General features: G+C 24.9%; 26 protein-coding genes, 1 tRNA gene and 1 pseudogene. 15 read left to right on the top strand and 13 right to left on the bottom strand.

Going from position 1 to position 23283, the window contains the following annotated elements:
• The first annotated feature begins 89 nt into the window (after positions 1 to 89).
• The 3 genes from ACOBME_RS06280 (at position 90) to ACOBME_RS06270 (ending at position 2416) form a co-directional block, all read left to right on the top strand.
• Entirely contained in the window at positions 90 to 1052 is a 963-nt protein-coding gene (locus ACOBME_RS06280) for an IS1/IS1595 family N-terminal zinc-binding domain-containing protein (RefSeq protein WP_338963247.1), read from the top strand.
• Between the two features lie 489 nt (positions 1053 to 1541).
• Positions 1542 to 1898 (top strand): hypothetical protein, encoded by a 357-nt coding sequence (locus ACOBME_RS06275; RefSeq protein ID WP_338964922.1) that lies wholly within the window; start codon positions 1542 to 1544, stop codon positions 1896 to 1898.
• On the top strand, positions 1898 to 2416 hold the full coding sequence (locus ACOBME_RS06270) for a lipoprotein (RefSeq protein ID WP_419334701.1): 519 nt from the start codon (positions 1898 to 1900) through the stop codon (positions 2414 to 2416). Before ACOBME_RS06275 ends, ACOBME_RS06270 begins: the two co-directional genes overlap by 1 nt.
• Before the next feature lie 27 nt (positions 2417 to 2443).
• Here ACOBME_RS06270 and ACOBME_RS06265 read toward each other — a convergent pair whose 3' ends face one another.
• A complete protein-coding gene (locus ACOBME_RS06265) occupies positions 2444 to 2725 on the bottom strand; it encodes a hypothetical protein (RefSeq protein ID WP_338964914.1) in 282 nt (93 codons plus the stop codon).
• A 301-nt stretch (positions 2726 to 3026) separates the two neighbouring features.
• Between ACOBME_RS06265 and ACOBME_RS06260 the strand changes: the two genes are divergently transcribed.
• The 8 genes from ACOBME_RS06260 to ACOBME_RS06225 all read left to right on the top strand — a co-directional run bounded on the left by ACOBME_RS06260 (position 3027) and on the right by ACOBME_RS06225 (position 8333).
• Entirely contained in the window at positions 3027 to 3176 is a 150-nt protein-coding gene (locus tag ACOBME_RS06260; RefSeq protein WP_004027793.1) for a hypothetical protein, read from the top strand.
• Positions 3176 to 3427, top strand: a complete 252-nt coding sequence (locus ACOBME_RS06255; RefSeq protein WP_126821078.1) for a hypothetical protein — start codon at positions 3176 to 3178, stop codon at positions 3425 to 3427. Before ACOBME_RS06260 ends, ACOBME_RS06255 begins: the two co-directional genes overlap by 1 nt.
• 279 nt (positions 3428 to 3706) lie before the next feature.
• Complete coding sequence (locus ACOBME_RS06250) at positions 3707 to 4147, top strand: DUF3627 domain-containing protein (RefSeq protein WP_338964911.1); 441 nt, start codon at positions 3707 to 3709, stop codon at positions 4145 to 4147.
• 152 nt (positions 4148 to 4299) lie between these two features.
• Entirely contained in the window at positions 4300 to 4503 is a 204-nt protein-coding gene (locus tag ACOBME_RS06245; RefSeq protein ID WP_338964909.1) for a DUF2649 family protein, read from the top strand.
• Positions 4503 to 5516: a hypothetical protein gene (locus tag ACOBME_RS06240; RefSeq protein WP_338963280.1), complete on the top strand. Its 1014-nt coding sequence runs from the start codon at positions 4503 to 4505 to the stop codon at positions 5514 to 5516. Before ACOBME_RS06245 ends, ACOBME_RS06240 begins: the two co-directional genes overlap by 1 nt.
• The gene (locus tag ACOBME_RS06235; protein WP_419334699.1) at positions 5509 to 5907 is read left to right on the top strand and encodes a hypothetical protein; all 399 of its coding nucleotides are present in this window, start codon (positions 5509 to 5511) and stop codon (positions 5905 to 5907) included. The genes ACOBME_RS06240 and ACOBME_RS06235 overlap by 8 nt, the downstream gene beginning before the upstream one ends.
• Complete coding sequence (locus tag ACOBME_RS06230; RefSeq protein WP_004027616.1) at positions 5907 to 6143, top strand: hypothetical protein; 237 nt, start codon at positions 5907 to 5909, stop codon at positions 6141 to 6143. The genes ACOBME_RS06235 and ACOBME_RS06230 overlap by 1 nt, the downstream gene beginning before the upstream one ends.
• 9 nt (positions 6144 to 6152) lie before the next feature.
• Complete coding sequence (locus ACOBME_RS06225) at positions 6153 to 8333, top strand: spiroplasma phage ORF1-like family protein (RefSeq protein ID WP_419334697.1); 2181 nt, start codon at positions 6153 to 6155, stop codon at positions 8331 to 8333.
• A gap of 20 nt (positions 8334 to 8353) precedes the next feature.
• On the opposite strand, the gene ACOBME_RS06220 is transcribed toward ACOBME_RS06225, so the two are convergent.
• Entirely contained in the window at positions 8354 to 8764 is a 411-nt protein-coding gene (locus ACOBME_RS06220; RefSeq protein WP_419334696.1) for a lipoprotein, read from the bottom strand.
• Positions 8765 to 8842: 78 nt separating this feature from the next.
• Between ACOBME_RS06220 and ACOBME_RS06215 the strand changes: the two are divergent.
• Positions 8843 to 9592, top strand: a pseudogene (locus tag ACOBME_RS06215) (IS30 family transposase); the annotation flags it as partial.
• A 100-nt stretch (positions 9593 to 9692) separates the two neighbouring features.
• Here the strand turns inward: ACOBME_RS06215 and ACOBME_RS06210 are convergent.
• On the bottom strand, positions 9693 to 10655 hold the full coding sequence (locus tag ACOBME_RS06210) for an IS1/IS1595 family N-terminal zinc-binding domain-containing protein (protein ID WP_338963247.1): 963 nt from the start codon (positions 10653 to 10655) through the stop codon (positions 9693 to 9695).
• A gap of 105 nt (positions 10656 to 10760) precedes the next feature.
• Here ACOBME_RS06210 and ACOBME_RS06205 point away from each other — a divergent pair, with 105 nt between their 5' ends.
• Complete coding sequence (locus ACOBME_RS06205; RefSeq protein WP_338964901.1) at positions 10761 to 11114, top strand: S1 RNA-binding domain-containing protein; 354 nt, start codon at positions 10761 to 10763, stop codon at positions 11112 to 11114.
• 110 nt (positions 11115 to 11224) lie between these two features.
• Here ACOBME_RS06205 and ACOBME_RS06200 read toward each other — a convergent pair whose 3' ends face one another.
• The 8 genes from ACOBME_RS06200 to ACOBME_RS06165 all read right to left on the bottom strand — a co-directional run bounded on the left by ACOBME_RS06200 (position 11225) and on the right by ACOBME_RS06165 (position 17717).
• The gene (locus ACOBME_RS06200; protein WP_419334692.1) at positions 11225 to 11890 is read right to left on the bottom strand and encodes a hypothetical protein; all 666 of its coding nucleotides are present in this window, start codon (positions 11888 to 11890) and stop codon (positions 11225 to 11227) included.
• A gap of 75 nt (positions 11891 to 11965) precedes the next feature.
• Positions 11966 to 12805: a hypothetical protein gene (locus tag ACOBME_RS06195; protein WP_419334691.1), complete on the bottom strand. Its 840-nt coding sequence runs from the start codon at positions 12803 to 12805 to the stop codon at positions 11966 to 11968.
• A 39-nt stretch (positions 12806 to 12844) separates the two neighbouring features.
• A complete protein-coding gene (locus tag ACOBME_RS06190; protein WP_419334689.1) occupies positions 12845 to 14200 on the bottom strand; it encodes a hypothetical protein in 1356 nt (451 codons plus the stop codon).
• A gap of 57 nt (positions 14201 to 14257) precedes the next feature.
• Positions 14258 to 14860, bottom strand: a complete 603-nt coding sequence (locus ACOBME_RS06185) for a hypothetical protein (RefSeq protein ID WP_419334687.1) — start codon at positions 14858 to 14860, stop codon at positions 14258 to 14260.
• A gap of 162 nt (positions 14861 to 15022) precedes the next feature.
• On the bottom strand, positions 15023 to 15595 hold the full coding sequence (locus tag ACOBME_RS06180) for a hypothetical protein (protein ID WP_338964890.1): 573 nt from the start codon (positions 15593 to 15595) through the stop codon (positions 15023 to 15025).
• On the bottom strand, positions 15588 to 15866 hold the full coding sequence (locus tag ACOBME_RS06175; RefSeq protein ID WP_338963373.1) for a hypothetical protein: 279 nt from the start codon (positions 15864 to 15866) through the stop codon (positions 15588 to 15590). The genes ACOBME_RS06180 and ACOBME_RS06175 overlap by 8 nt, the downstream gene beginning before the upstream one ends.
• Complete coding sequence (locus ACOBME_RS06170; protein ID WP_419334685.1) at positions 15866 to 17326, bottom strand: PBSX family phage terminase large subunit; 1461 nt, start codon at positions 17324 to 17326, stop codon at positions 15866 to 15868. Before ACOBME_RS06170 ends, ACOBME_RS06175 begins: the two co-directional genes overlap by 1 nt.
• On the bottom strand, positions 17319 to 17717 hold the full coding sequence (locus ACOBME_RS06165; RefSeq protein WP_338964885.1) for a hypothetical protein: 399 nt from the start codon (positions 17715 to 17717) through the stop codon (positions 17319 to 17321). The genes ACOBME_RS06170 and ACOBME_RS06165 overlap by 8 nt, the downstream gene beginning before the upstream one ends.
• A gap of 313 nt (positions 17718 to 18030) precedes the next feature.
• On the opposite strand from ACOBME_RS06165, the gene ACOBME_RS06160 reads away from it, so the two are divergent.
• Entirely contained in the window at positions 18031 to 19017 is a 987-nt protein-coding gene (locus tag ACOBME_RS06160; protein WP_338964882.1) for an IS30 family transposase, read from the top strand.
• 283 nt (positions 19018 to 19300) lie between these two features.
• On the opposite strand, the gene ACOBME_RS06155 is transcribed toward ACOBME_RS06160, so the two are convergent.
• Positions 19301 to 19376 (bottom strand) — tRNA-His (locus ACOBME_RS06155).
• A 449-nt stretch (positions 19377 to 19825) separates the two neighbouring features.
• Between ACOBME_RS06155 and ACOBME_RS06150 the strand changes: the two genes are divergently transcribed.
• Positions 19826 to 20197, top strand: coding sequence for a hypothetical protein (locus ACOBME_RS06150; RefSeq protein ID WP_338964879.1), 372 nt, complete (start codon positions 19826 to 19828; stop codon positions 20195 to 20197).
• Positions 20198 to 20230: 33 nt separating this feature from the next.
• On the opposite strand, the gene ACOBME_RS06145 is transcribed toward ACOBME_RS06150, so the two are convergent.
• Complete coding sequence (locus ACOBME_RS06145) at positions 20231 to 23242, bottom strand: 2-oxo acid dehydrogenase subunit E2 (protein ID WP_419334683.1); 3012 nt, start codon at positions 23240 to 23242, stop codon at positions 20231 to 20233.
• Positions 23243 to 23283 lie beyond the last annotated feature (41 nt).

The following is a 23283-nucleotide window of genomic DNA, read 5'->3' as shown; positions in this document are numbered from 1 at the left end:
CAAAATCTTCTTTAATTTTGTCGAAAACTCTTGATATTTATAAAATATACCTAAAATTAGGTATATTTTTAATATATAGAGGTAAATAAATGATGAAAAAAATAATTACAGAATTAATAAATAGCTTAACAGATGATCAATTTTTAGAATTTTATGAAAAAATAAAACAACAAGCAGACTTAATTAAAAAACAAAAACGTTTAAATGAAATTGATCAAAAATTTAGAGATAAAGGCATTATATGTCCTAATTGCAAATCTTTTCATTGTGTTAAAAATGGTCATAATTCCGAAGGAAAACAAAAATATTTATGTAAAAAATGTCGTGCTAGTTTTGATGCATTTCGTCATCATTTTACTTATTGAAGTCATTTAAATTATGAACAGTGAAATTTATTAATTCAAATTTCATTGTTAGGACAATCTAGTAAAATAATTTCTCGTTTTATTAAAACAACCCCAAAAACCGCTTGATATAATCGACAAAAATTAATGCAATCAAAACAATTAGAAAATACACAGTTAAAATTTAAAAAATTAAATGGTCAAATCCAAATGGATGAAACATTTATTAAAGAAATTCATAAAGGCAATTTTAAAGATAAATTTGATAAACGAAAAACTCATCTCGATCCATTTTCAACTGATACCAAATGCTGTATTCAAATGGCAGTTGATAGCAATAATAATATTTTTGTTCAATCCACCAATACCAAAAGATTACAAAAACAATGGATTATTGAAAATATGAATAAGCAACTAATTAAAGAAAAATCAATAATTATTTCTGATATGCAACCACTATATTTATTAGTAGCAAAACAAACAAATTCTACTCTATATTCCACCAAAACTAGTACAAACCCTGATACTAGTTATCAAAAGTTAAATAAGATTAGTAAATTACAATCCAGTCTTAAAGAAGCCTTAATTCATTATCATGGTTTGGGTTTCACTAATATTCAAAATTATTTAAAGCTCTGAAAATGAAAATACCAACACAAAGGTTTAACACCAAACCAACAATCAACGGTATTATATTTTAACGTTTAAAAAATTTAAAGCAAAATCATAATCTTACACAAAATTAGTTTTCAAATTGTCATATTGATGATTTTTTTTATTTCATCAAGAGTTTTCGACAAAATTAAAGCAATACTTTATGTATAAAAATAATAAACAAATAAAATAAAAAAATGCCTAAGGTTACCCGCATTTACAATGCGATTAGGTCATCCGGATACCCGAAACCGTAATTACTTAGGACTTACATATAAATTATATCATTTATAAAGTCATTTATCTATATTTTAATAATATTTAATATAATATAAATATTAATATATATATTTATATATTTATATATTTATTATAAAATAAACTTAATATATTTCATTGCTAATTTATCCCTTAAAACGCGTCATAAGAGCTATTTTTCAAGATAAATTTTTAAAATAATTCATAATATTTTGCTTGCTTATATATATAATACAATTAGATCTTGATAAAAAGTTTCAAGATAAGAAAAGGAGAAATACAAGTATGAAAAAATTACTTAGTTTATTAAGTGTATTAACAATTAGTGGGACTACTATACCAACCACAATTGCTGCCAATTCTTATGAAGAAAATAAATTAATAAATATTAATGATGAAATAAGACAAATTCAACAAAAGATATATTATTTAGAAAATGAAATTGAAAATAAAATTTTAGAAGAAACAGATGAAAGAAAAAAAATGGAAAATTATAATAAATTATATGCAGAAAATTATGATACAGGATATTTAAGATATTTAGATGAATCTAGGGAAAAAATTAGACGTATAATTAAAGAAAAAAAATCTATGCAAAATGAAAAAAACGGTTTAACTGAATATTTAAAAAACATTAGATAATGAAAAAAATATTAAGTCTTTTGGGAACAATCACTTTAATAGGAACCAGTACAACCAGTTTAGTTGCTTGTAATACACCACAATATACAGAACAACAATTAAAAGAACTAAAAGAAAAACATAAAATAGATACTGAAAACAAAGAAATTAAAGACAATTTAGAATGAATAGCACCACAAGAAATGCCATTTAATACAGTTGATAATAAATGATATTATGTTGTATGAAAAGGTAAAAATTGAAATATCACCAAATTTAAAAATAATGAAGAAATACAAAATAAGGATAGTTTTAAAGTTTTAGAACAAAAAGATGAATATAAACTTGAATTACATCGTTATAGTTTAAAATATGAAGTTGATTTAAATGTTTATGAACCATCTAATATGACAAACTGGCCTTGAAGAATATATCATGGTAATTATTTTAAATTTGTTTATCGTTGAAATGGTGAAAAACAAAATTTACCTAATTTAGATATTGATAAAGATGGTACTGTAAAAGTTAGTGGCGAATAAAAAAGAGATGTAAAATCTCTTTTTCTTTTATCTTGGTTTAATTATAATTTTAACAGAACTATCGCTCTTATTTCTAATACCTAAAACATTTGGATTATTAATATCTATTGTTATATCTTTATCATTACCTCATGAAGTATGATTTGTTTCACAATATCCTGATAGTTGAATAAATAATATTTTTGAAAATCTAATTTTTAATTTTACATCATTAGTATAATATGCTTGTATATATGTTTCTCTAATTTTGTTATTATCATTATTAGATAATTTTGTTATTTGAGTTGTAAATTGTAAATGCCAAATCATAAAAAGTTAACTATTAATTTAGTTAACTTTTTTAAGTTAATTATAGGAGGTTGAAATTATGCAAACAAAGCAATATTTAATTTTGCGGTCATTAGTGAAAAAGTATGGTAAAGATATTGTTATTAATACTGTCAATAAGATTGTAAAAGATATTGAAATTAAAAAGTAAAAGAATAAATTATTCCGCGTAATTTATTAGCGGATAATTTATTCAATAATGTTTTTTAAGTGGAGCAAAGCGACAACGGGCGGAGCGAGTTTGCAAATTTCAATTTTTTAATTTATTGAAAGGAGATATATTATGCCAGTTTGATTAACGACAATATTTAGTGTTGTTATTATATTAGGTATTTTTGCGTGAATTGGTTTATCAATTTATCAGAAAATTCGCCAAATTCGAGGTAAGAAAAAAGATAAAAAAGAAATTGAAAACAAGGAGGATAAAAAATAATGTTAGGGATGTATTTAACAACAGCAATTAATTTTTTAGCAGCAGATACTCCACCTACTATTTCAGATGGAATGGGTTCTATTTGAAGTGGATTAGGGCAAGCGATGATGAAAGTTAAAGAAGCAATTTATGCTGTATTACCACAATTAATGACTTTTTTAGGTGATGCGTGAATTATTTTAATTCCATTTGGTATTTTTGTTATTGTTAAAATATTAAACTTTTTCCGTGTTATGGTCAAAGGATTTTAGTAATAAGAAACTAAGGCACACTAGTTTATTTATTTTTTATTAATTTATTTTGTATAACTATTATTTTAAAACTTAATAGTATTTTTCAGTGTGTCAATTTTTATTATTTTATATATTTAACATTGTTAATAACATTGTTTATTAAACATTAAATAAACAATATATAGCATTATGTATAACATTGTTAATAATCAGTGTTTTTATCAATAAGTAAACAATATATAAACATTAAATATAACATTGTTTATTAAATAAATATTTAGTTAGGAGTTGATAAAATTGAGTAATTTTGTTAAGAAAAATCAAAATATAGAAAATTATTTTATTCGTAAAGAGTTGATAGTTTTTGAAACAGAAAAAGCAATTTTTATAAATTTACCTAATCATAATCGTCATATTGGTTTTTGGTTGAGTAATAAATTTATTTATCCGAGTGAAAAACACTCAGAACAAGTAGCAATCGGTTTGATTTATGATAATTCTTATCCTATTGTAAAATATGATGAAAATTTAAAACGTCATATTTGAAAGTATTTAACTGGAACAGAATTAATTAATTTGTATAATCAATATAAACAAAATTATTTTAATCGTATGCACAAAGCATTATTTTCAAATGAACCTAAAAAAGTAAAAGTAAATAATAACAATAATAATTTAACAAATTGAAGTGTTGAAAAAGAGCAAGAATTAATTAATGATTTAGAAAGTTTAAATTAAATGAGTTTATATGACTATTGAGTTCAATTTGTTAGTTATATTTTTGGTTCAAATGCCCCTGAATTTTTATATGTTATATCGTTTGTATTATTTATCGTTTTATTTTTTGGGATGTTTTTTAAACTTATTCAAAAAATGTGGAGTTTTTAAAAATGCAAAATGATTGAGAAAAATTAAAAGAGTTTTTTATTCATGTCTTTTTGTTTATAAATAAAACAAATGTTGAAAGTATTACAACTTGGACTTTGACACAGAATGAATATTTAACTTTGATGGTTGGTGTTTGAGTTGTTATTTTATTTTTAACTTGGTTTTTGTTATGAATGATTTTTAAAATAGTTGGGTATTTTAAATAATGAAAAAGTTTGTATTTTTCTTAAAAAATTATTGTTATATTAGTAGTTCAATGATTTTGTTTAGTTTAATTGATTTGTTATTTTGAATAATTTCATTAAATTATACTGGTTTAGTATTTTGATTATTATTTGCTTTGCAATGTGTTTATTTTGTATGATGAGTTTGAAAAAACATATTTTATCAGTTAAATGCTTTTCGGTTAGTAAGTTTTGTTTGAGATAATCCGTTATCAGTTATTATTGGTAAATTAGGAACCGGAAAAACTTTACTTTTAACTTATTTATCACAAACTATGAAATTATTAACAGATAAAATTTATAGTAATTATCCGTTAGAAGATGAGAAAGTTAAAGTTTTAACATTTAAAAATTTAGATTTTACAGATAGAACAAAACCAGTTCCCCCTGATGATAGTGTTATTTTATTTGATGAAAGTTATTTATATATTGATGGAACTAGTCCTCACGATGAGAAAAAAGTCCATAGTGGTAAAATTCCGTGAATTGTTTTAGCAAGACATTTTGGTAATCGTGCTTTGTTTACAGCACAGCGTGAGGGTATGATTTGAAATAATATCCGACAATTAGCAAGTGGTATTATTATTCCAATTTCACTTAAAAAACCGATTGCTAAAAAAGGATTTAATTTTTTTAATCGTTTCTTTATTATGCGAATTGGTATTTTTCAAGATATTACGGATTATGAAATTTGAAAAACAAAATCAGTAGAACGAACAGCAGAAGGTAAACGAGTAAAACATAAGTCAGATGTTGGTTTAGGAATTCGGTTTTTTAAAATAATTATTCCGTTAGAATTTGCACAGAAATATGATAGTCAATGATTAAAGTTTGTTCGTGATTTAAAAAATGATGAAATAATTAATAACAAAGAATACTATTGGTCAGAAATTACTAAATTGAGTGTTAAAGAGCGGTTAGAATTGTTTGATATTGATATTTTGAAAAAGAATTTAAAACCTAAAAAAGAAAAAGGAAGTGATAAAAATGATTAATTTGTTGTCAGAAAGTAGTAATTGAGATAAGATTTTTAGTTTTATTTTTGATGTTTTTTTGTTTATTTTTGATGTAATTTGAAATACTAAATTACCAATGACAAATACAACAATTGCTTATTTTATTATTTTTTTTATGGTTGTTAAGTTATCAATTTATGCAATTCACGACACAAGAACACAATATAACGAATTAGGTTCAATAGTACAAACGGGGGTATCAAATATTTATTCTGCGACTGCTCGTGGAGTTTCAGATACTAAACAAGGTATGCAAAAACATATTACAGAGCGTAAACAGTTTAAAATTAATCGTAATAAACAACAATTATCAAGTTTAGCAAAACAAGCAAAAACAAGAGAACAAGGATATCGGAGAGTGCATAAATAATGATTAGACTAGTTTTATTGGTTGCGGCAATTGCTATATTTGGTACTGGTTTTATTACAGTTATTATTAATCAATTAACATCAGCAAAAAATATTATTATGGATTTATATAACTCAGATACTTTTTTACTTTCTTTATTTGGTAAGATGGCAATTTTGTTTAGTCATCCGTTAATGTTAACAATATCAAGTTTATATATTGTTGGGTTTATTGTTTCAAAAACATTATATAGTTAGGAGTTATTTATGAAAAAATTATTTTCTTTATTTTCAATAGGACTTTTAGGGCTTTTAGGTTTAATTATTCCTTTTATTACTTTAACAGCATTTAAACCGTTAAATCAACAAAATTATACTGTTAATCAACAAACAACAGGAATGAATGAAACTGATTTTATTAATACAATGTTTTTACGCAGTAGTTTTTTTGAAAATTGGTCTGAAACCAATTATTTTATTAATCCAACTTTAAAAACATCGCAATCATTAACTTATAATGATAAATGATATTTAGATTTTTTAAAGGATAGTTATTCAACGGGGATTTCATTTGATAAACCCAGTAATGAATTTATGGATTTATACAAAAATTGAGATAGTTATGTTAAACAATATAACATTGATAAATTTTATGATGTTGATAAAAAACAATTTCTAAAAGAATTAACAAATTTTTCTTATTCTTTTGCTAAGTATTTTAATACTGTTGAAATAATTAATAAATTAGAAAAAAGTATTGACAATTTGCAACAAGTTAATTTAAAATTTCAGAATTGAAAATGATATTCAGGAGATGAATTGAACCATGGACCAACTAATAAATGATATATATTAATATCTAAATCAACTAATTCAACTGATGCAGTATATGCAATACATTTAATTCATTTTACAACAAGTACAAGTATTAGAACAACATATCCATTTTTAAAGTCAATATACAGATGAGAAAATACAAGTATTCCAACTGATAAACAAGTTCCTGAAATAGATAATCAAGGTAATCTTCTTTTTTATACTGATAATGATTATCAAAAGGTTCGTTCTTTTTTATTAAAGTATATTTATGTAATTGTTCAAGAAAATATTAGAATACAGCAAGGTGGTAATCCTGATTATGATGATTCAAATTTAGGCATTCAAAGAATAATCTTTGATTTTGAAATTATTAATAATATGGAAAAATTGGACTGAAAACCTAGTATTATTTTAACTAGAAAATCAATTTATCGAATGATTTTAACGATTGATGAACATAAAAATATTATTGCTGGTAGTTTAGAATTAACACATCTTAAACAATATTGGGATGGTAATAATGCAAATAGTTATCGATATACTGATGATTTAGGTTTTTTGTTTACTTTTATGAAAGAAAAAGATAGTATCTTTAATTTTAGTGTTGAAACATATAATTATAATCAAGATAATACTCCTAATATTGGTAAAATGGTTTTTGAACAGATGAAAGGTCAAATTGAGATTAATAAATTTTTAAAAGCCTTTTTTACCCATGCTTTGGTACCTGTATTTCAAAATCGCAGTAATTTTATTGAAAGTGGTTATATTGATAATTTACAGTATGATACTGTTTTAATTAATTTTTTTGGTTTAAAATTGATTAATTTTAGAGATGTTTTAATTGATGAAACTAATACTAATAAAAATCAATTTGAAAAACTATTAAATAGTATGTTTACGGTTTCCCAAAATTTTTATAAAGATTATTTACGAACAATTTTTGACTTAGAAAACAATACTTATGTGCAAGGTTATAATAAAAAATATGGTTTATTAGCAAATAATGGTTTTAAGATTTATCCTCGTTATTTTTATTTTTCTGATAAATATAAGCAACTAGATATTAAATTGTATTCAGCATTTAAAAAACGATTTTATAACATTAACTATGGTAATGTATTTAATTATGATTTTTCTGTTGCAAATGATTATAATATTAATCAAAATGAAGGTTATATTTTTGAAGGTGCTTTAAAAGATAAATATGGTTTAAAATATAAAAAGATTGAAGAACAAAAAATTGGTTATAATGTTTTTGAATTACAAGCACAAAAAGAAAATGATATGTATCGTTATTATGATTTTAATTTTGGTATTTATAACTGACAAGAAATAAATAATGGTGGATTATTTCCTGATGGGCAATGATGACAAGCACAATATGAAAGTTGTAGTTGATATAATTTAGCGTGTCATATTAGAAATGCGGCAATTTGAATTGTAAATAATATTCCTGGTGTTAAGCAAGTGAATGAATTAGCAAGCGGAGTTGGTAAAATATTTCAAACAATATATAGTTTTTTTAATCAAACATTCGAAGTATGAAAATTTAGTCCAGCATTATATAACACAATAACAAATATATTCCTATTAATTATTTTTATGAAATTTGTTCGATTAATATAAAAAAGGACTTATAGGTCCTTTTATTCTTTTCAATCAGTAATTTTACCTGTTTTATTATCAATTATTGGTAGAGCTGGTTTATTTAGTTCTTCTCATCTGTATATTGACTTTAAAAATGGATATGTTGTTCTAATACTTGTACTTGTTGTAAAATGAATTAAATGTATTGCATATACTGCATCAGTTGAATTAGTTGATTTAGATATTAATATATATCATTTATTAGTTGGTCCATGGTTCAATTCATCTCCTGAATATCATTTTCAATTACTTCCAATTGGTGGTTCTTGTGGTTGTTGTGGTTCAGGTGTAGGTTTCGGTTTATTACCCCCTCCGTTTTCATTGTTATTTGGTTTTTCACAACTAATTAATGTTGTTGTACTTGTTGCTGTTAATCCGATTGCTCCTAAAATGCTAAGTCATTTTTTCATATATTTAACTCCTTACTTAAAATGCTATAATTATTTTAAGTAAATTATAACATATTTTAATATTTTAGGAGGTAAAGTGTGAAAAAATATGAAAGATTAGATATTAATGAAAGAGTAAATTTGGAAAAATTAAAAAACAATGAATTATTTAAAAAGAAAAATGGAACAATTAATATTCGAAAAATTGCTAAGCAAATGAATAGAGATTATAGAACTATTTGGCAAGAATTAAATATGTTTGATAATATTGGTGATTATAATGCTGCAAAAGCACAAAAAATACATGATAAAAACAAAAAACAATGTCGTAAATATTCAATGTTAAATTCACAAGAATTAAGTCATTTTTCTAATGAATATAATAATTTTGGTCGTTCGCCACAAAATATTATTATGTCGTATGAATTACAATATAATGTAAAATTTAGTGTATGTTTTAAAACAATGTATAAATATATTAGATTAGGTTATTTTAATTTATCAAAAAATAATTTGTATTTTAAAAATAAAAAGCGAAAAACTAAAAATGGTGAAAAAAATGATAATCGTGGTGTATTGCTTAATATTAGAGATTATAAGCAATTTTTAAATGATTATGGAGATGATTTAAGTTTTAGTGGAATTTGAGAAATGGATACCCTTGATTGTGGTAATTTTCATTTGTTAGTTTTAGTAAATCGGAAATCTAAAATAGTTTTTTATGATATTTTATTTACTAAAAAAGCAAGTATTGTGTTAATGGTTTTAATGAAAATGATTAGACAAATTGGTATTAATAAATTTAGTTGTATTTTAACAGATAGAGGAAAAGAATTTTATAAATGAAAACTTTAATTTTGTCGAAAACTCTTGATGAAATAAAAAAAATCATCAATATGACAATTTGAAAACTAATTTTGTGTAAGATTATGATTTTGCTTTAAATTTTTTAAACGTTAAAATATAATACCGTTGATTGTTGGTTTGGTGTTAAACCTTTGTGTTGGTATTTTCATTTTCAGAGCTTTAAATAATTTTGAATATTAGTGAAACCCAAACCATGATAATGAATTAAGGCTTCTTTAAGACTGGATTGTAATTTACTAATCTTATTTAACTTTTGATAACTAGTATCAGGGTTTGTACTAGTTTTGGTGGAATATAGAGTAGAATTTGTTTGTTTTGCTACTAATAAATATAGTGGTTGCATATCAGAAATAATTATTGATTTTTCTTTAATTAGTTGCTTATTCATATTTTCAATAATCCATTGTTTTTGTAATCTTTTGGTATTGGTGGATTGAACAAAAATATTATTATTGCTATCAACTGCCATTTGAATACAGCATTTGGTATCAGTTGAAAATGGATCGAGATGAGTTTTTCGTTTATCAAATTTATCTTTAAAATTGCCTTTATGAATTTCTTTAATAAATGTTTCATCCATTTGGATTTGACCATTTAATTTTTTAAATTTTAACTGTGTATTTTCTAATTGTTTTGATTGCATTAATTTTTGTCGATTATATCAAGCGGTTTTTGGGGTTGTTTTAATAAAACGAGAAATTATTTTACTAGATTGTCCTAACAATGAAATTTGAATTAATAAATTTCACTGTTCATAATTTAAATGACTTCAATAAGTAAAATGATGACGAAATGCATCAAAACTAGCACGACATTTTTTACATAAATATTTTTGTTTTCCTTCGGAATTATGACCATTTTTAACACAATGAAAAGATTTGCAATTAGGACATATAATGCCTTTATCTCTAAATTTTTGATCAATTTCATTTAAACGTTTTTGTTTTTTAATTAAGTCTGCTTGTTGTTTTATTTTTTCATAAAATTCTAAAAATTGATCATCTGTTAAGCTATTTATTAATTCTGTAATTATTTTTTTCATCATTTATTTACCTCTATATATTAAAAATATACCTAATTTTAGGTATATTTTATAAATATCAAGAGTTTTCGACAAAATTAAAGAATTTTAGTAAAGGAGAAAAAATATATGTATGATAAAAATAACAAAATTATTGTAAAAATAACAAATATTACTCCCTATGGTGCTTTTTGTCGAGCAGAAAAGGCTGATGGTTTAATCCATATTAGTGAAGTTTCAGATTATTTTGTTAAAGATATTAAATATTTTTTTGATATTGGTGATGAAATTGAAGTTGAGGTGCTTGATTTTAATATAGTTAAAAAACATCTTAAATTAAGTTATAAAAATTGTCACCCTGAATTATTAAAAAATGATGATAAAGAAATTCAGGAAATAAAAACAGCATTCCAAAACTTAAATAAAAGACAAAATAAAACAGACAATATTGAAAATATTAGTAAAACAAACGAAAATAAATAAATTAATAAAAATATAAAAAAGTAAAAAATAGTTTTATTACTACTTTTTACTTTTTTATTGTATTTCATGATTAATATGTTAATATAATTATAACTTTTTATGATTTAGTTTTACAGTATACAAGTTAAAAAGTTAATTGGTCATCTTCTTCAAGAAATAGTATATCTACTTTTATAATCATCATAACTTGGTAAACCATTAGTTTTACCAGTAGTAAATGTTTTAATATTATTAGTTATTTCTTTAGTATCATTTATTCTAAAAATATTTGGGAAATTAACTTTATCAGTTTGTGAACTACCACTTTCTTGTAAACTTGCATCAGATAAAGTACCAAAATTATATTCACAAGTAGAATAACCTGCTAAAATATTAACATTTCTATTTGGAATAAAATTTTCTATATCACATGGTCCACACTCAACTTGTAAATTACTCAGATTACTTATTTCAATAGTTTTATAAGCATCTTGGAATTTACTTATACTTTGAATTGTTGGGTCAATTTGTTTTAAGTCAATTTCTACCTCATAATAAGCAGAATTAAACTCATCAGAAAATAAATTAAAATAACTATTAGGAATATTTGAATGTTTACATTGTTCTGGTGTTGTAATTTTAGTTTTTAATGGTTGTACTACATCAGAAGGAATAATATCCTTTGTATACTCTTGATAATTATATGGAACTGGTGGCAGAACATATTCAGGGTAATTAAATGTTGGTATTTCATAATCATGTGGGATTAAGAAACTAGTTTTATAGTTAGTTGTCATATCGCGTAAATAATTATTTAATGTACTTTTTGTTTTTCCACGAAAACTCCATACTGATAATCGTAAATAATCTTCTTAATTATTAGTATATGGGTTATCAGCATAAAAGATAATTTCAAAATTACCTTTATATAATGCTTGGATTGAAAACATATCAATTATATAACTACAATTTGTACCATCTGGTGTTTGTAAGAATTCGCAATCATTATCTTTTTCACTATCACTAACTGGTGTTTGTGCATCAATTGCTTTGGTTTGTTCATTAATTAAATAAACTCGGTTAGTTTTAGGATTTAATTGTTTTAAATTATAAGTTGAATAAACTAATTCTTCGGTTGGTTTACCATCATTAGTTAAAACAGTCCCTTTAAATTTATCAGTTAATAAAGTAGTAAAACTAAAACTAGTGGCATTAGCACCAATCATAGCACCAATTTTATCATTTCCTTGTTCTCTAAATATTTCAAATGGTAAATAACCTTTACCAGCAGACTTATCACCTCAAAAGGCATCGTTATAAAAACTATAAACATTAGCACTCATAAAACCATTAAGTCATGGAAAATTAGGTCATTTATCATCTTGGGTAATTGTTAAATTTCCAATTAAGTCCCAAGGAATACCAAAAGAAACAAAGTTTAAAAACTTTCCAATAGCAGGTATAGTAAAAGGATTAAAGACTAATTTTTGCGTATAGTTTAAAGTTAATACGGTAATTTGGCGATTAATAAAATTATTCATATTTAAAATGTCTCAAACATTACACGAACCCATTTTATTATATTCAATTTGAACACTTCCAACAGTATTACCAAATTCATCTTTTCTTCTAAAATATGATGACGCTTGGGTACTAATAATATTATTAACAGTTCCACTATTTACTTTTACTTGATTTGGTGGAGTAATCATTCAACTTTTAGACCAATAAGGTTTAGAATTTGAATTTTCTTACTTAATAGTTGTTCCAACAGTCGGATTGGTTGCTGTTGAACTTGCTTTATCTGTTATTACCATACCCTCATTATTTTTTTCAATTCAAAAATCAGACATTGATTGAATATGTTCTTTTCAATCTTTATATCCAGTAATAATAGTTGGTTGTATCCCTTGAATGTTATATCAACTTACTTCGGGTGATGCATAAGTATTTATTTTATCAGGTGGGGCAGGATACATGTTATACATTAATAAATCTCTTGAATTCATTACTTTTTTATTAAATTGACCTTTAATAATTGGCCGGCCAATAACAGGCATATCAAAAAAGATAGGATTACCATAAAATTTAACTGCCATTGCTCTAACACCTGGGTCTTTTAATAAAACTTCATCTAATTCAACAATACCTTTATTTAGTTTTTCATCATAAGTTATTTTAGGAAAACAATAACCTTCACCTGGTGCTGATGTTTGAATAAATTGTCGTACTGCCAAACCACTATTACTAATTTTGTCATTAATACTTGAAAAGGTAATTTCTTGTCATAAAAAACTACCATCATAAGGTGAATAATAATTAATAACATTTGATGGATATAATCATTGTCTATCTTGTGGTGCAGAATTAATATCACCACCACCAATATTTAATCCACGATCATTAAATACAGTATAAAAATTATAATAATCATTAATATTTAATTTATCGGCATCTTCATCTAAAATTAATAAAGTATATTGTCTTTCGGTTGATTGTTGAGTAAATACTTGTTCAAATTTAACATCACCAAATTGAATTGAACTTCTATCATCAATCATATAAGCATCTCAATATTTACCAACTTTAACTTCTTTTGTATAAAAATTATCTGCTTTATTATCATTATTCATAAAATAACTTAATTTATATTGATTTAAGTATTCTAACATTTTATTAACATCATAAATTTTTTCACCATCAATTAATTTTCAATAAAAATTATTATTTTCATCTTTTAATTTTATCGCAAAAGGTGTTTCATTATTGGCTCATATAGTTGAGTTAATTGGTTGTTTATTAAAATCATCAATCATTAATATATTAATTTCTTCACCTTTATATTTTTGTACTATTTTTAAACTATCTTGTCATTGCGCAATAGTACTTTCCATATTATCAAATATTCTTGTATAACTACCATAATCACTTGGTTTGGCATTATTAGGTTTTCAACCTGTTTCAGTATCAGGTATATATGAGCTATAAACATTAAAAGGAAATACCATTCAATGTCTATTATCTCGTATATTTTCTCTAATATCTATTAAAGTATCATGGGCCTGTCTTCTTAATTCTTCCATAACACCTGGGTTAATTCTACTCATTTGTTAATTCTCCTTAATTTCCGTTCTACCTTGTACTGCATTTTGATTATTACCAGTTTAATCATATTCTAGTAATTTATTATTATGTTTTATTTCTTTGGCTTGCATTTTTTCTTGTCATGCTTCTACTTTTTCAAAATATTTGGTTGCTTCTAATTCATCAATATTATCATATTCAGTAATTGCTCTTATTGGTTCCATTGTGCAATTATCTAATCTAGCAGTAATTAGTTCATTTTGTCGCATTTGGTCAACTAAACTAGCACTAACAAAATCAAAACCATATTCTCGTTCACCAACACCATCTCATAAACCATAATATTTTAAAACAGTATCAAACATTTTAGTATAGTATTGCTTACGATATGCTTGTAAATATGCTTGTTTTTCTAAGTCTTTTGTTTTAGTTAATAATGACTGTGTTTTATTTTGGTCATTATCTGATTTATCACCAAAAGGACTAGAAAAATGACATGCTAAGTATACTTGTTCAATAATAACTTTTTGGTCTTCGGTATATGTTTCTAAGGTTGGTGTACCTTGTACTACTTGTAAAGATTGGGATAATTGACCATCTACTGCTGATTGACCTGATTGAATAAAAATATCATCAAAAGCATCTTGTAATACTTTTTTATTACCTTTGTTATAAGCAGTCATTAAATCATCATCTAATACCCCATATCAATGAGTACGATTTGCTCATATTTCTTTTGATTTAATATTAAAACTATCTTATAAATCAAATTGTAATTTATAACAATTTGCCATAGTAGGCCATGGGTTTAATGTTGTTGAAGTTGATAAAAATAATGGATTAGGTTAATTAATCATTTCTCAAAAAGGGACAATACCTAATTTGTTTTTAAATTCTTGTACTAAAACAGGTCTAACACCATCTTTAATTTGTGTTTTACTTTGTCCAACAACTACTTCATTATTTTTAGGTCAACCTTTAATAACTATTTTATCTTTGGTACAAATTAAATTTAAAATAAAACCACTATCTGATTGATGATAATTTAATCAAATATCAGCACCTTGTTCAATTTCGTTTATTTTACTTACACGTGATGTAAAGTTAAAAGGGTTAATTCATAAATCAATATTGCCGTCATTAGTCTCTAATAAACCAAAGATAGTTTTACCCATTAAACTTGCTGTTAATTCATTTTTATCTAATTTTTCTTTTATTTTATAAGTTTCATATCATCAGTTTAATTTTTCTAAAATGTCTTTACGATGAGATTTAAATAAAATATCTTTACCATTTATTAATCGCATTTGATGACGAGCAATAATATTGGCTAAATTAATAGTTCAATCATAATTATAAAATTTTAAAACACTATTAATATCATTTAAGTTTGGTAAACTAGGAAAAGTATTATTCATTGTTATTTTGCTCCTTTAATTTTAAAATAAGTGCATAATTAATAATATTTACTGTTAATAAACTAGGTTCATTTGCTAAAACTTGTACACATACTTTAACTTTTTGATATTTCTTAATATATTCGTTATATAAATTTAATTTACATATTGCGATATTATCTTTTTTTAATTCTTGACAAAGTCTTTTTTTAACTTGTCCACAAACAGACATATATGGTCTTTTTGCATTAATTACTCTTTCATCGTGTATTACATAAATATCTTTTTTCATTAAGTTATTCACTCCCTTTGTTGTCATAATTTATAATCTGCTGAACTATTATGTTTAACCATATTAACTAATTCAAAGTGTAAAGCATAAAAATCACTATCAAATGTATCATCATATAAATCTAACATTCTCTCTTCTCTAGCATCTGGTTTATCTTCTCATTGAATTAATTCATATTGTGTTTTACTTACAGGACATTTTTCTCATAATCATTTTAATTGATTAGTATTAATTAACATTGTAAATGCTTCTACACGATGCTTTATTTTAAATTTCTGCTTTTGCGCTGGTTTAAAATGCATGTATTGACCAAAAGTATAATTGTATTTCTCTCGGTTTAAACTTTCTAATGTTGCATAAGCACTATCATCAACATTAATTGATATACCTTGTTGTATTAAATTAAAATATTGATTTAATTGATTATTATAAAACTCCAATATATCTTTTACTTGTTCTAATGGTCCTTTAAATTGTTGAGTAGCATTTGAGTGTGTATATTCAGCAACTTTATAGGCTTTTTTATCAAATGAATTATATATTCAAAAACTCGCTGCTGTTGTATGTCCCTTAGGACTAGTAGAGTTTGCTAAGTCAACACCACCTAATAACTTAGTTGGTTGAATAATATCTGTTGCTTGCATAATATCAAGATATCTTGCAAAGATTGAACCACTAGTATTACCTGGTAAACCTCAACTCCAAACTCTTGCTCTTTCAATATCTAATTGTTCTAATCTTAATTGCTCATTAACTTTATCTTGTGGTAATTCATAATTTAATCTTCAACTAGAATAATGAATAATAATTTTCATATTTCATTTTTCAATATACTTAATTTGCTCATATTTACTACGCATTATTTCTTCATCAAAAGGCATTAATTCATTACAATAACCAACAATATATCGTTTTAAACTTTCAGGATTACATGTATTAATTGTTATTTTATTTTGATAACCACGAATAGCAAACTCTAAATCACTTAAATCTTTTTGTTGAAATTGGTCACATTCTTCTCTTCAATCAATAACTAATTTATATTTATTCAAATCAGCAAAAGCTTTTAATTTTTCTTTACGACTTGGTGAATGTAAACCTTTACAATATATTTTGCTACCATTTGATAAAGTAAAAGTAAAATTTGATAAATTAATAGTATAAGGAATATGATTTTCATCTAACATATTTCATATATTTTGAAATACACTATCTTTTAAATCTTTACTTCAATACATACTAGCAATGATACAAATTGGTTCTTTAATTAATAAACTAATTTTTAATAATTCACCAAACATTTTAATATTTGAAATAGTCTTACCACTATATCGTGTTCCAATTTGATTAATTTCATTAACTAACTCATATTTCTTAGCAAATGGATATTTATTACCAATACTACTATTTTGTAATAACCAATAAGGAGTTTCTAACAAATAAGTAAAATGGTTAAGCATTATTATCATTTTCTTTCTTAATATCTCTAATATCAGTTTGTAAATTAACTATTATTGGTTGTTGATTATTTAAGTTTAATTCTTGTTCTAACTGTTTTTCTTGCAGTGAATATTTATAATTAAATGCTCGTTGTCAATATAATTTAGCACCATCAGGTGAACGCATCATATATTCAATTATTTCACTTTCAATCCTATTAATTTGTCTTTCAATTAAAGGAACTATCTTTTCGCTCGCATAAGTATCATATCTTCACTTGCGAGAAAGGTTGAATTTATTGGTTAAATCATTCAAAGTATAGGGAATATTGTGTTTCTTATCGGCTCAAAATTCTTCTATTTTACGCTTAATTGTGCTTAAACTTGCTGTTTTTGGATTAAATTCTTTCATTTTTTACTCCTTTTTGCATATTAAAATTGCTATTATTTAAACAATATGATTAAATAAAAGAGTAAACAATACTATAAAAATGTAACAAAAGAACCAACTCGGCTCTTTTTTTATTATCTATATTTTACATCAAAATAAAAAAAAGCAAATTACTTTACTTTTTATTTTTTAATATAAACAGTTTTTAAGAGACAGAATTCAAATACTGTTTATTGCGTATATTATATTCCTATAAAAATATTTGTCAATATAATAATTTTAATTTTTTAATTTAATGTTATAAATTAAATTAAAAGATTGGAGACAGAAAAAAATGCAAGATTATATACATGTAAAATTTGATGAACGAAGATTTTTTAAGGATTTATTTTTATCTGATAGTTGTAAAAAGAAAAATGGCACACTTAATTTATCTGAAATATCAAGGCAAACGGGTCGTGCAGTTAATACTGTTAAAAGAGAAATTAATAGATTTAAAAATATAGAAGATTATGATGCTCGTAAAGCACATGGTGATTATTATAAAAAACGAAAAAAATCTATTAAAAAACTACCTGAATTTACAGAAGAACAAAAAGAATGATTAAATGTAAGATTTAATAAATATCATGATACACCATCACAAATTATTAGAAAATTTAAAAAAAAGTTTGGTGTTAAATTTCCAGCATGTAAAAAAACTTTATATAAATGAATTAAGTTAAATTTATTAGGATTAAATAAACAAAATTTACGCCATCATGGTAAAAAATACAAAAGAAAAGGAAAAACTGAAAATCGTGGAAAATTAGATGATAAATTTAAGTCAATATGAGATATTGAAAATAAACAATCTAATGTTGGTTGATTTGAAATGGATACGGTAGTTGGAAAAGACCATCAATCTGCTGTTTTAGTATTAGTTGAACAAAATAGTAAAAATTATTTTGCAATGAAATTAGAAAAAAATAATTCAAGTGAAGTTTTAGAAAAACTTGAACATATAGTTAGAATTAATGGTTTAGTTGGAAAAATTAAAGGAATAATAACAGATAGAGGAAAAGAATTTAGTAAGTTTGAAGAAATGGAAAAGATTACTGGTTCTAATATTTATTTTTGCGACCCTGGTAAACCACAAAAAAAACCATTAATTGAATATATGAATTCTGAACTTAGACAATGATTTCCTAAGGGAACTGATTTTAATAATGTCGCTCAACAAGAAATAGATTGAGTAGTCAATGATGTTATAAATGAAAAATTAAGGCCTGTTCTAAATTGAAAAACTTCCAAAGAAGTATTTTCAGAGAATTTTAAATAAGTTTATTTGAAAAATTTAATAAATTATTTTTCAGTGTGTTTAAATATGCTAAAAATAGGGCAAATTTACAAATATTTTATTTTTTTGAAAAAAATAGTTGCATTTCTTAAAAAGAGTGTTATTATCAATCTAACAAGAGACAGAATTTGCTGCTTGAATTTACACGATGCCTTTTATAATTGATTTTTTATGATTTTTATTGTATTATTTGACTAATAAGATTTGTTGCATTTCATTTTACATAATTCCAAAAATAAAAAAACTACTTACCTGTAGTTAAAAATGGGGCGGCTGATGGGACTTGAACCCACGAGTGCCGGAGCCACAATCCGGAGCGTTAACCTCTTCGCCACAACCGCCACGTATGATTAAATAAATAACCTTATTTATTATAACTTAAAACAAGAAAATGTAAATAGAAAATTTTCTAGTTCCCCAAAAGTTTCCGGCCATCACCTTAAACATTTTAAAACTATTAAATTGTTAATAAATCTTATCAATAGTTTTATATTATAATGTACTAGGTACATATATGCAGTACCCAAAGGAGTGCGAATGGAAGAAGAGTAACTAAATGTATATAATTAAAAAGAACAAAATTTTAACTAAAGAACTAATAATTCGCAATGTTAAATTCCTTTGTTTCGCTAGTTACGTTCAAACAGAGACAGATGTTATTAACTTCTTAAGAAAGTATAAAAATAAAAAGGCAAACCATAACGCATATGCATATGTCATCGGCAGTAGGCGTTAAAATATTTATAAAACTGATAATGGTAAAGCGCGACATATCTCTGGAAAAACCATTTTGGAAAACATTATTGAAAAAAATCTAACAAATATTATTGTCTTAGTTCATCGGTATTATAATCCAATTTATAATTTACCCGAAGACTGGATTAAGAATGGGTATGCGACCATTACCCGTATTATTTTAACTTCCGCCCAATTAGAAAAAATAAATGAACAAATTAAAATTGGAATTTTATTGCGCCCCTTGAACGAAGTATTCTTACGAGAACTTTTAGACAAAAATAAAATCAATATTGTATCTAGACTAATTTATCGTGGTGACTTAATTTTTACTATAATCATCGATCGTAACAACAGTGTCTTAATCGAATTAGATAATTTAATTATTAAAGTAATAATATATAGTTATAAAATTTTAAAAAATTAAAAAATCTTATTAATATTTATTAATAAGATTTTTTTATGATAAAGTAATTAATTCTGGCGCTTCTAAAATTTCTTTTAAACGTGTTAAGAAAATTCCAGCCTCGGCTGCATCAATAATTCGTTGATCAACTGTTAAAGCAATATTCATCATTGAACGAATTACTAATTTATCACCTTTAATAACAACCGGCTTACGAACAATACGGCCAATCCCAATTACCGCTGAGTTTGGATAAAAAATTGTTGGTGTTGCATTAACAGCTCCTACCGTTCCATAGTTGGCAATCGTAATCGTACTTCCTTGTAATTCATAATCGTATAATTCACCTTGGCGTAAACGTTCAATTGTTTCTTGAATATTAATTGCAATTTGTTTTAAACTCATGCGTTCCGTAAATTTAATTACAGGAATAACTAAACCTTCACTAGTTTCTGTTGCTAACCCAATATGTTGTGAATTTTTAATAACGATTTGATTTGTTTTTGAATCATAATATGAATTTAATTTTGGATACTCACTTAATGCTAATGAAACAGCTTTAACAAGAAAACTCATTGTTGAAAAACGAACACCATACTCAGTATTAGCATTTTTCAATTTACGTTGTTGATCAATAATTGAAGACATATCAATTTCAGCATTAATTGTTAATGGTGGTATATGCGTTTGTGACATGATCATTGACTGAATCGCCGGATATCTTGTTGCTTTAATTTCTTCTCTTGTTTCTAATCCTTGTGGTTCAATCTTACTATTTGTATTGACAATGTTTAAACTATTGTTTAATGGTTGAACTAAATTTCCATAAGTATTGGGAATTGCATTTGTTTCGCTATCAAACTTTTTAACTTGTAAATTATTACCACCCGAAGTATTTTCAATTCCTTGGTTAAGAGTTTGTTTGTTGTTCAAATTAAATTCTTTCAACATTTCTTTTAACATTAGATCGGGGGCATTCATTGTTTTCAACATTTGTTGCATTAACATATACTGCATCATTTTATCTAAGTTGTTAACATTATTGTTTTGATTCATATTATTATTTGTTTCTCGTAAACTTTGAATTTCACGTAACAATTCATTTTGACGATTACTTTGTTCTTGATTTAATAATTTTTCTTTTAAAACAGCTAGTTCAACAAGCATAGTATTATCACTTGCTGATTGTTGCGTTGACGGACATTGATAGTTATTTGTAATTGGTGTGACACTCCCTGTTCCTTGTTTTGCTTCTTGGTTTACCGGTCCATATCCTGGTTGGTTTTTATTTTGATTAGCAAAACCTTGTTGATGTTCTGTTGTTGATTGCTCATGATGCTGATTTTCATTTCCATAATATTCATTATCCAACATTTCGTATTGTGATTCAATTTCTTCAAAAGAAGGACGACGATAATTATTAATTTCTCCTAATACTGAATCAACTTCAACATTTCCTTTTGCAATTTGTTCCATTCTTTTTTTAATTAATTCACGTTGGTTTCTTGTTTTTAAAATTTTTTCACGTTGTCCCCCATCATTTAATTTTTCATATAAACGATCACGATAAGATTTTAACGGTGAAAAATAACTCGGTTTTTTAAGCGCTGATTTTTCTGTATCCTTAGGATCAACGGTATAACCGTCAGCTGAAATATAAACTTCATCTGACAAGTCGTCATCCTTAGCACGATAATCTGGTTGGTCATAACCATAAGTGCTGCCTCCACTTTGACCACTTAACATTTCTGGACTAGCATTTCTTTTAATTAGATCATTCATCCTTCCTTGTACAATATTACGTAAAATTTTTGGACGACCATCATCATCTAGGAAATCCATTGAACTTTTTGAATTATCACTTTCTAATGATAATTCATGAAAATCATTTTTATTATGTAACTGCTGACGACGTTTATTAACAAGATTACGAAAACTACTATTTTCTGCTTGATTGCCAAAAAGAGCGGCTGCATTAGCTGGGGCTTCATCTTGATGTTTTGTTTCATTAACTAAATACTTAGCATATTCTTTTGCTTGATTTTCTTCTTCTATTTTTTTTTGCCCAATTAGAACAGCATTAGCAATAATATTTTGTCCAGTTGATTGTGTATTAACATTAAGACTGCTAACTGCTGAATCAAAGTTATTTTCTTTCATAACATCATTTATATTATGCATATTAATCATCATATTATTTTCTTCACTTCTTACATTTTGATTACTTGGTTGTTTAATTGTATCAATTGAAGGAATTTTTGCACGGTTATTAATAATATGATCATCATCAATATCAAAATCTTTAAAAGAAAGGCGGCGAGTTTTTTTAGGACCAAATGTTAATTCTGTTTCGTCTCATCTTTTAATTTCAGTTGGTTTACTTTCTGAAATGGTTTGTTGTTCCATTGTTGGTGTTGGTTGAACCATTGTGTTATTAATAAAATTAGAATTATTAATAGGTTGCCCCATATTATTAAAGTCCATTGTTGTTGGCAATGGTTGATTTAAATTATTTTGTTCAAAACCTTGTCCAAAACTTTCATTTGAAAGTGGCGCTTCATTAATTAATTCTGCTTTAGAATCAATATTCATTTCATTATAATTGGATTGTGTTGCCTCACTATTATTTTGCATTTGTTGTTGATCTAATAATGGTGGTGTAAAAGTCGGATTTAAAGTGTCGGATTTAACAAGATTAATACCAGAATAATCATCTTCTTCAACATCTTTTCATTTTGTTCCAAATTCACCATTTTTGGTTGTTGTAAACACAACACCTTTTTTATCTAAATGACTGAATTCATCATTTTCAAGATGTTTAAAATAATATTTTTCAATTTCAGTTTCTGTTGTTAATAAATGAGCAATAACAGCGTTTTTTTTAATTTTGCTGCCGGCTTTAATTGGTTTAACAATGATTCCATCCATTGAGGCTTTAATGATGGCTTCGCCATTGTCACTTTCAATCAAGGCGATATCATCCCCCGCTTTGACAGCAACATCTTGATATAGGAATTCTTTTAAAATTCCTTTTTTTTCTAAAAATGATACTTTAATTTTTTCCATTGTCTCAATTTACCCCATTCAAAAAAACTTAATTTGTTTTA

Source organism: Spiroplasma endosymbiont of Sarcophaga variegata, from assembly GCF_965178695.1.
Classification (GTDB): Bacteria; Bacillota_I; Bacilli_A; order Mycoplasmatales; family Mycoplasmataceae; genus Spiroplasma; species Spiroplasma poulsonii.
Note: the sequence above shows the minus strand (reverse complement) of the source record. Positions and strands in the feature narration are given on the sequence as shown.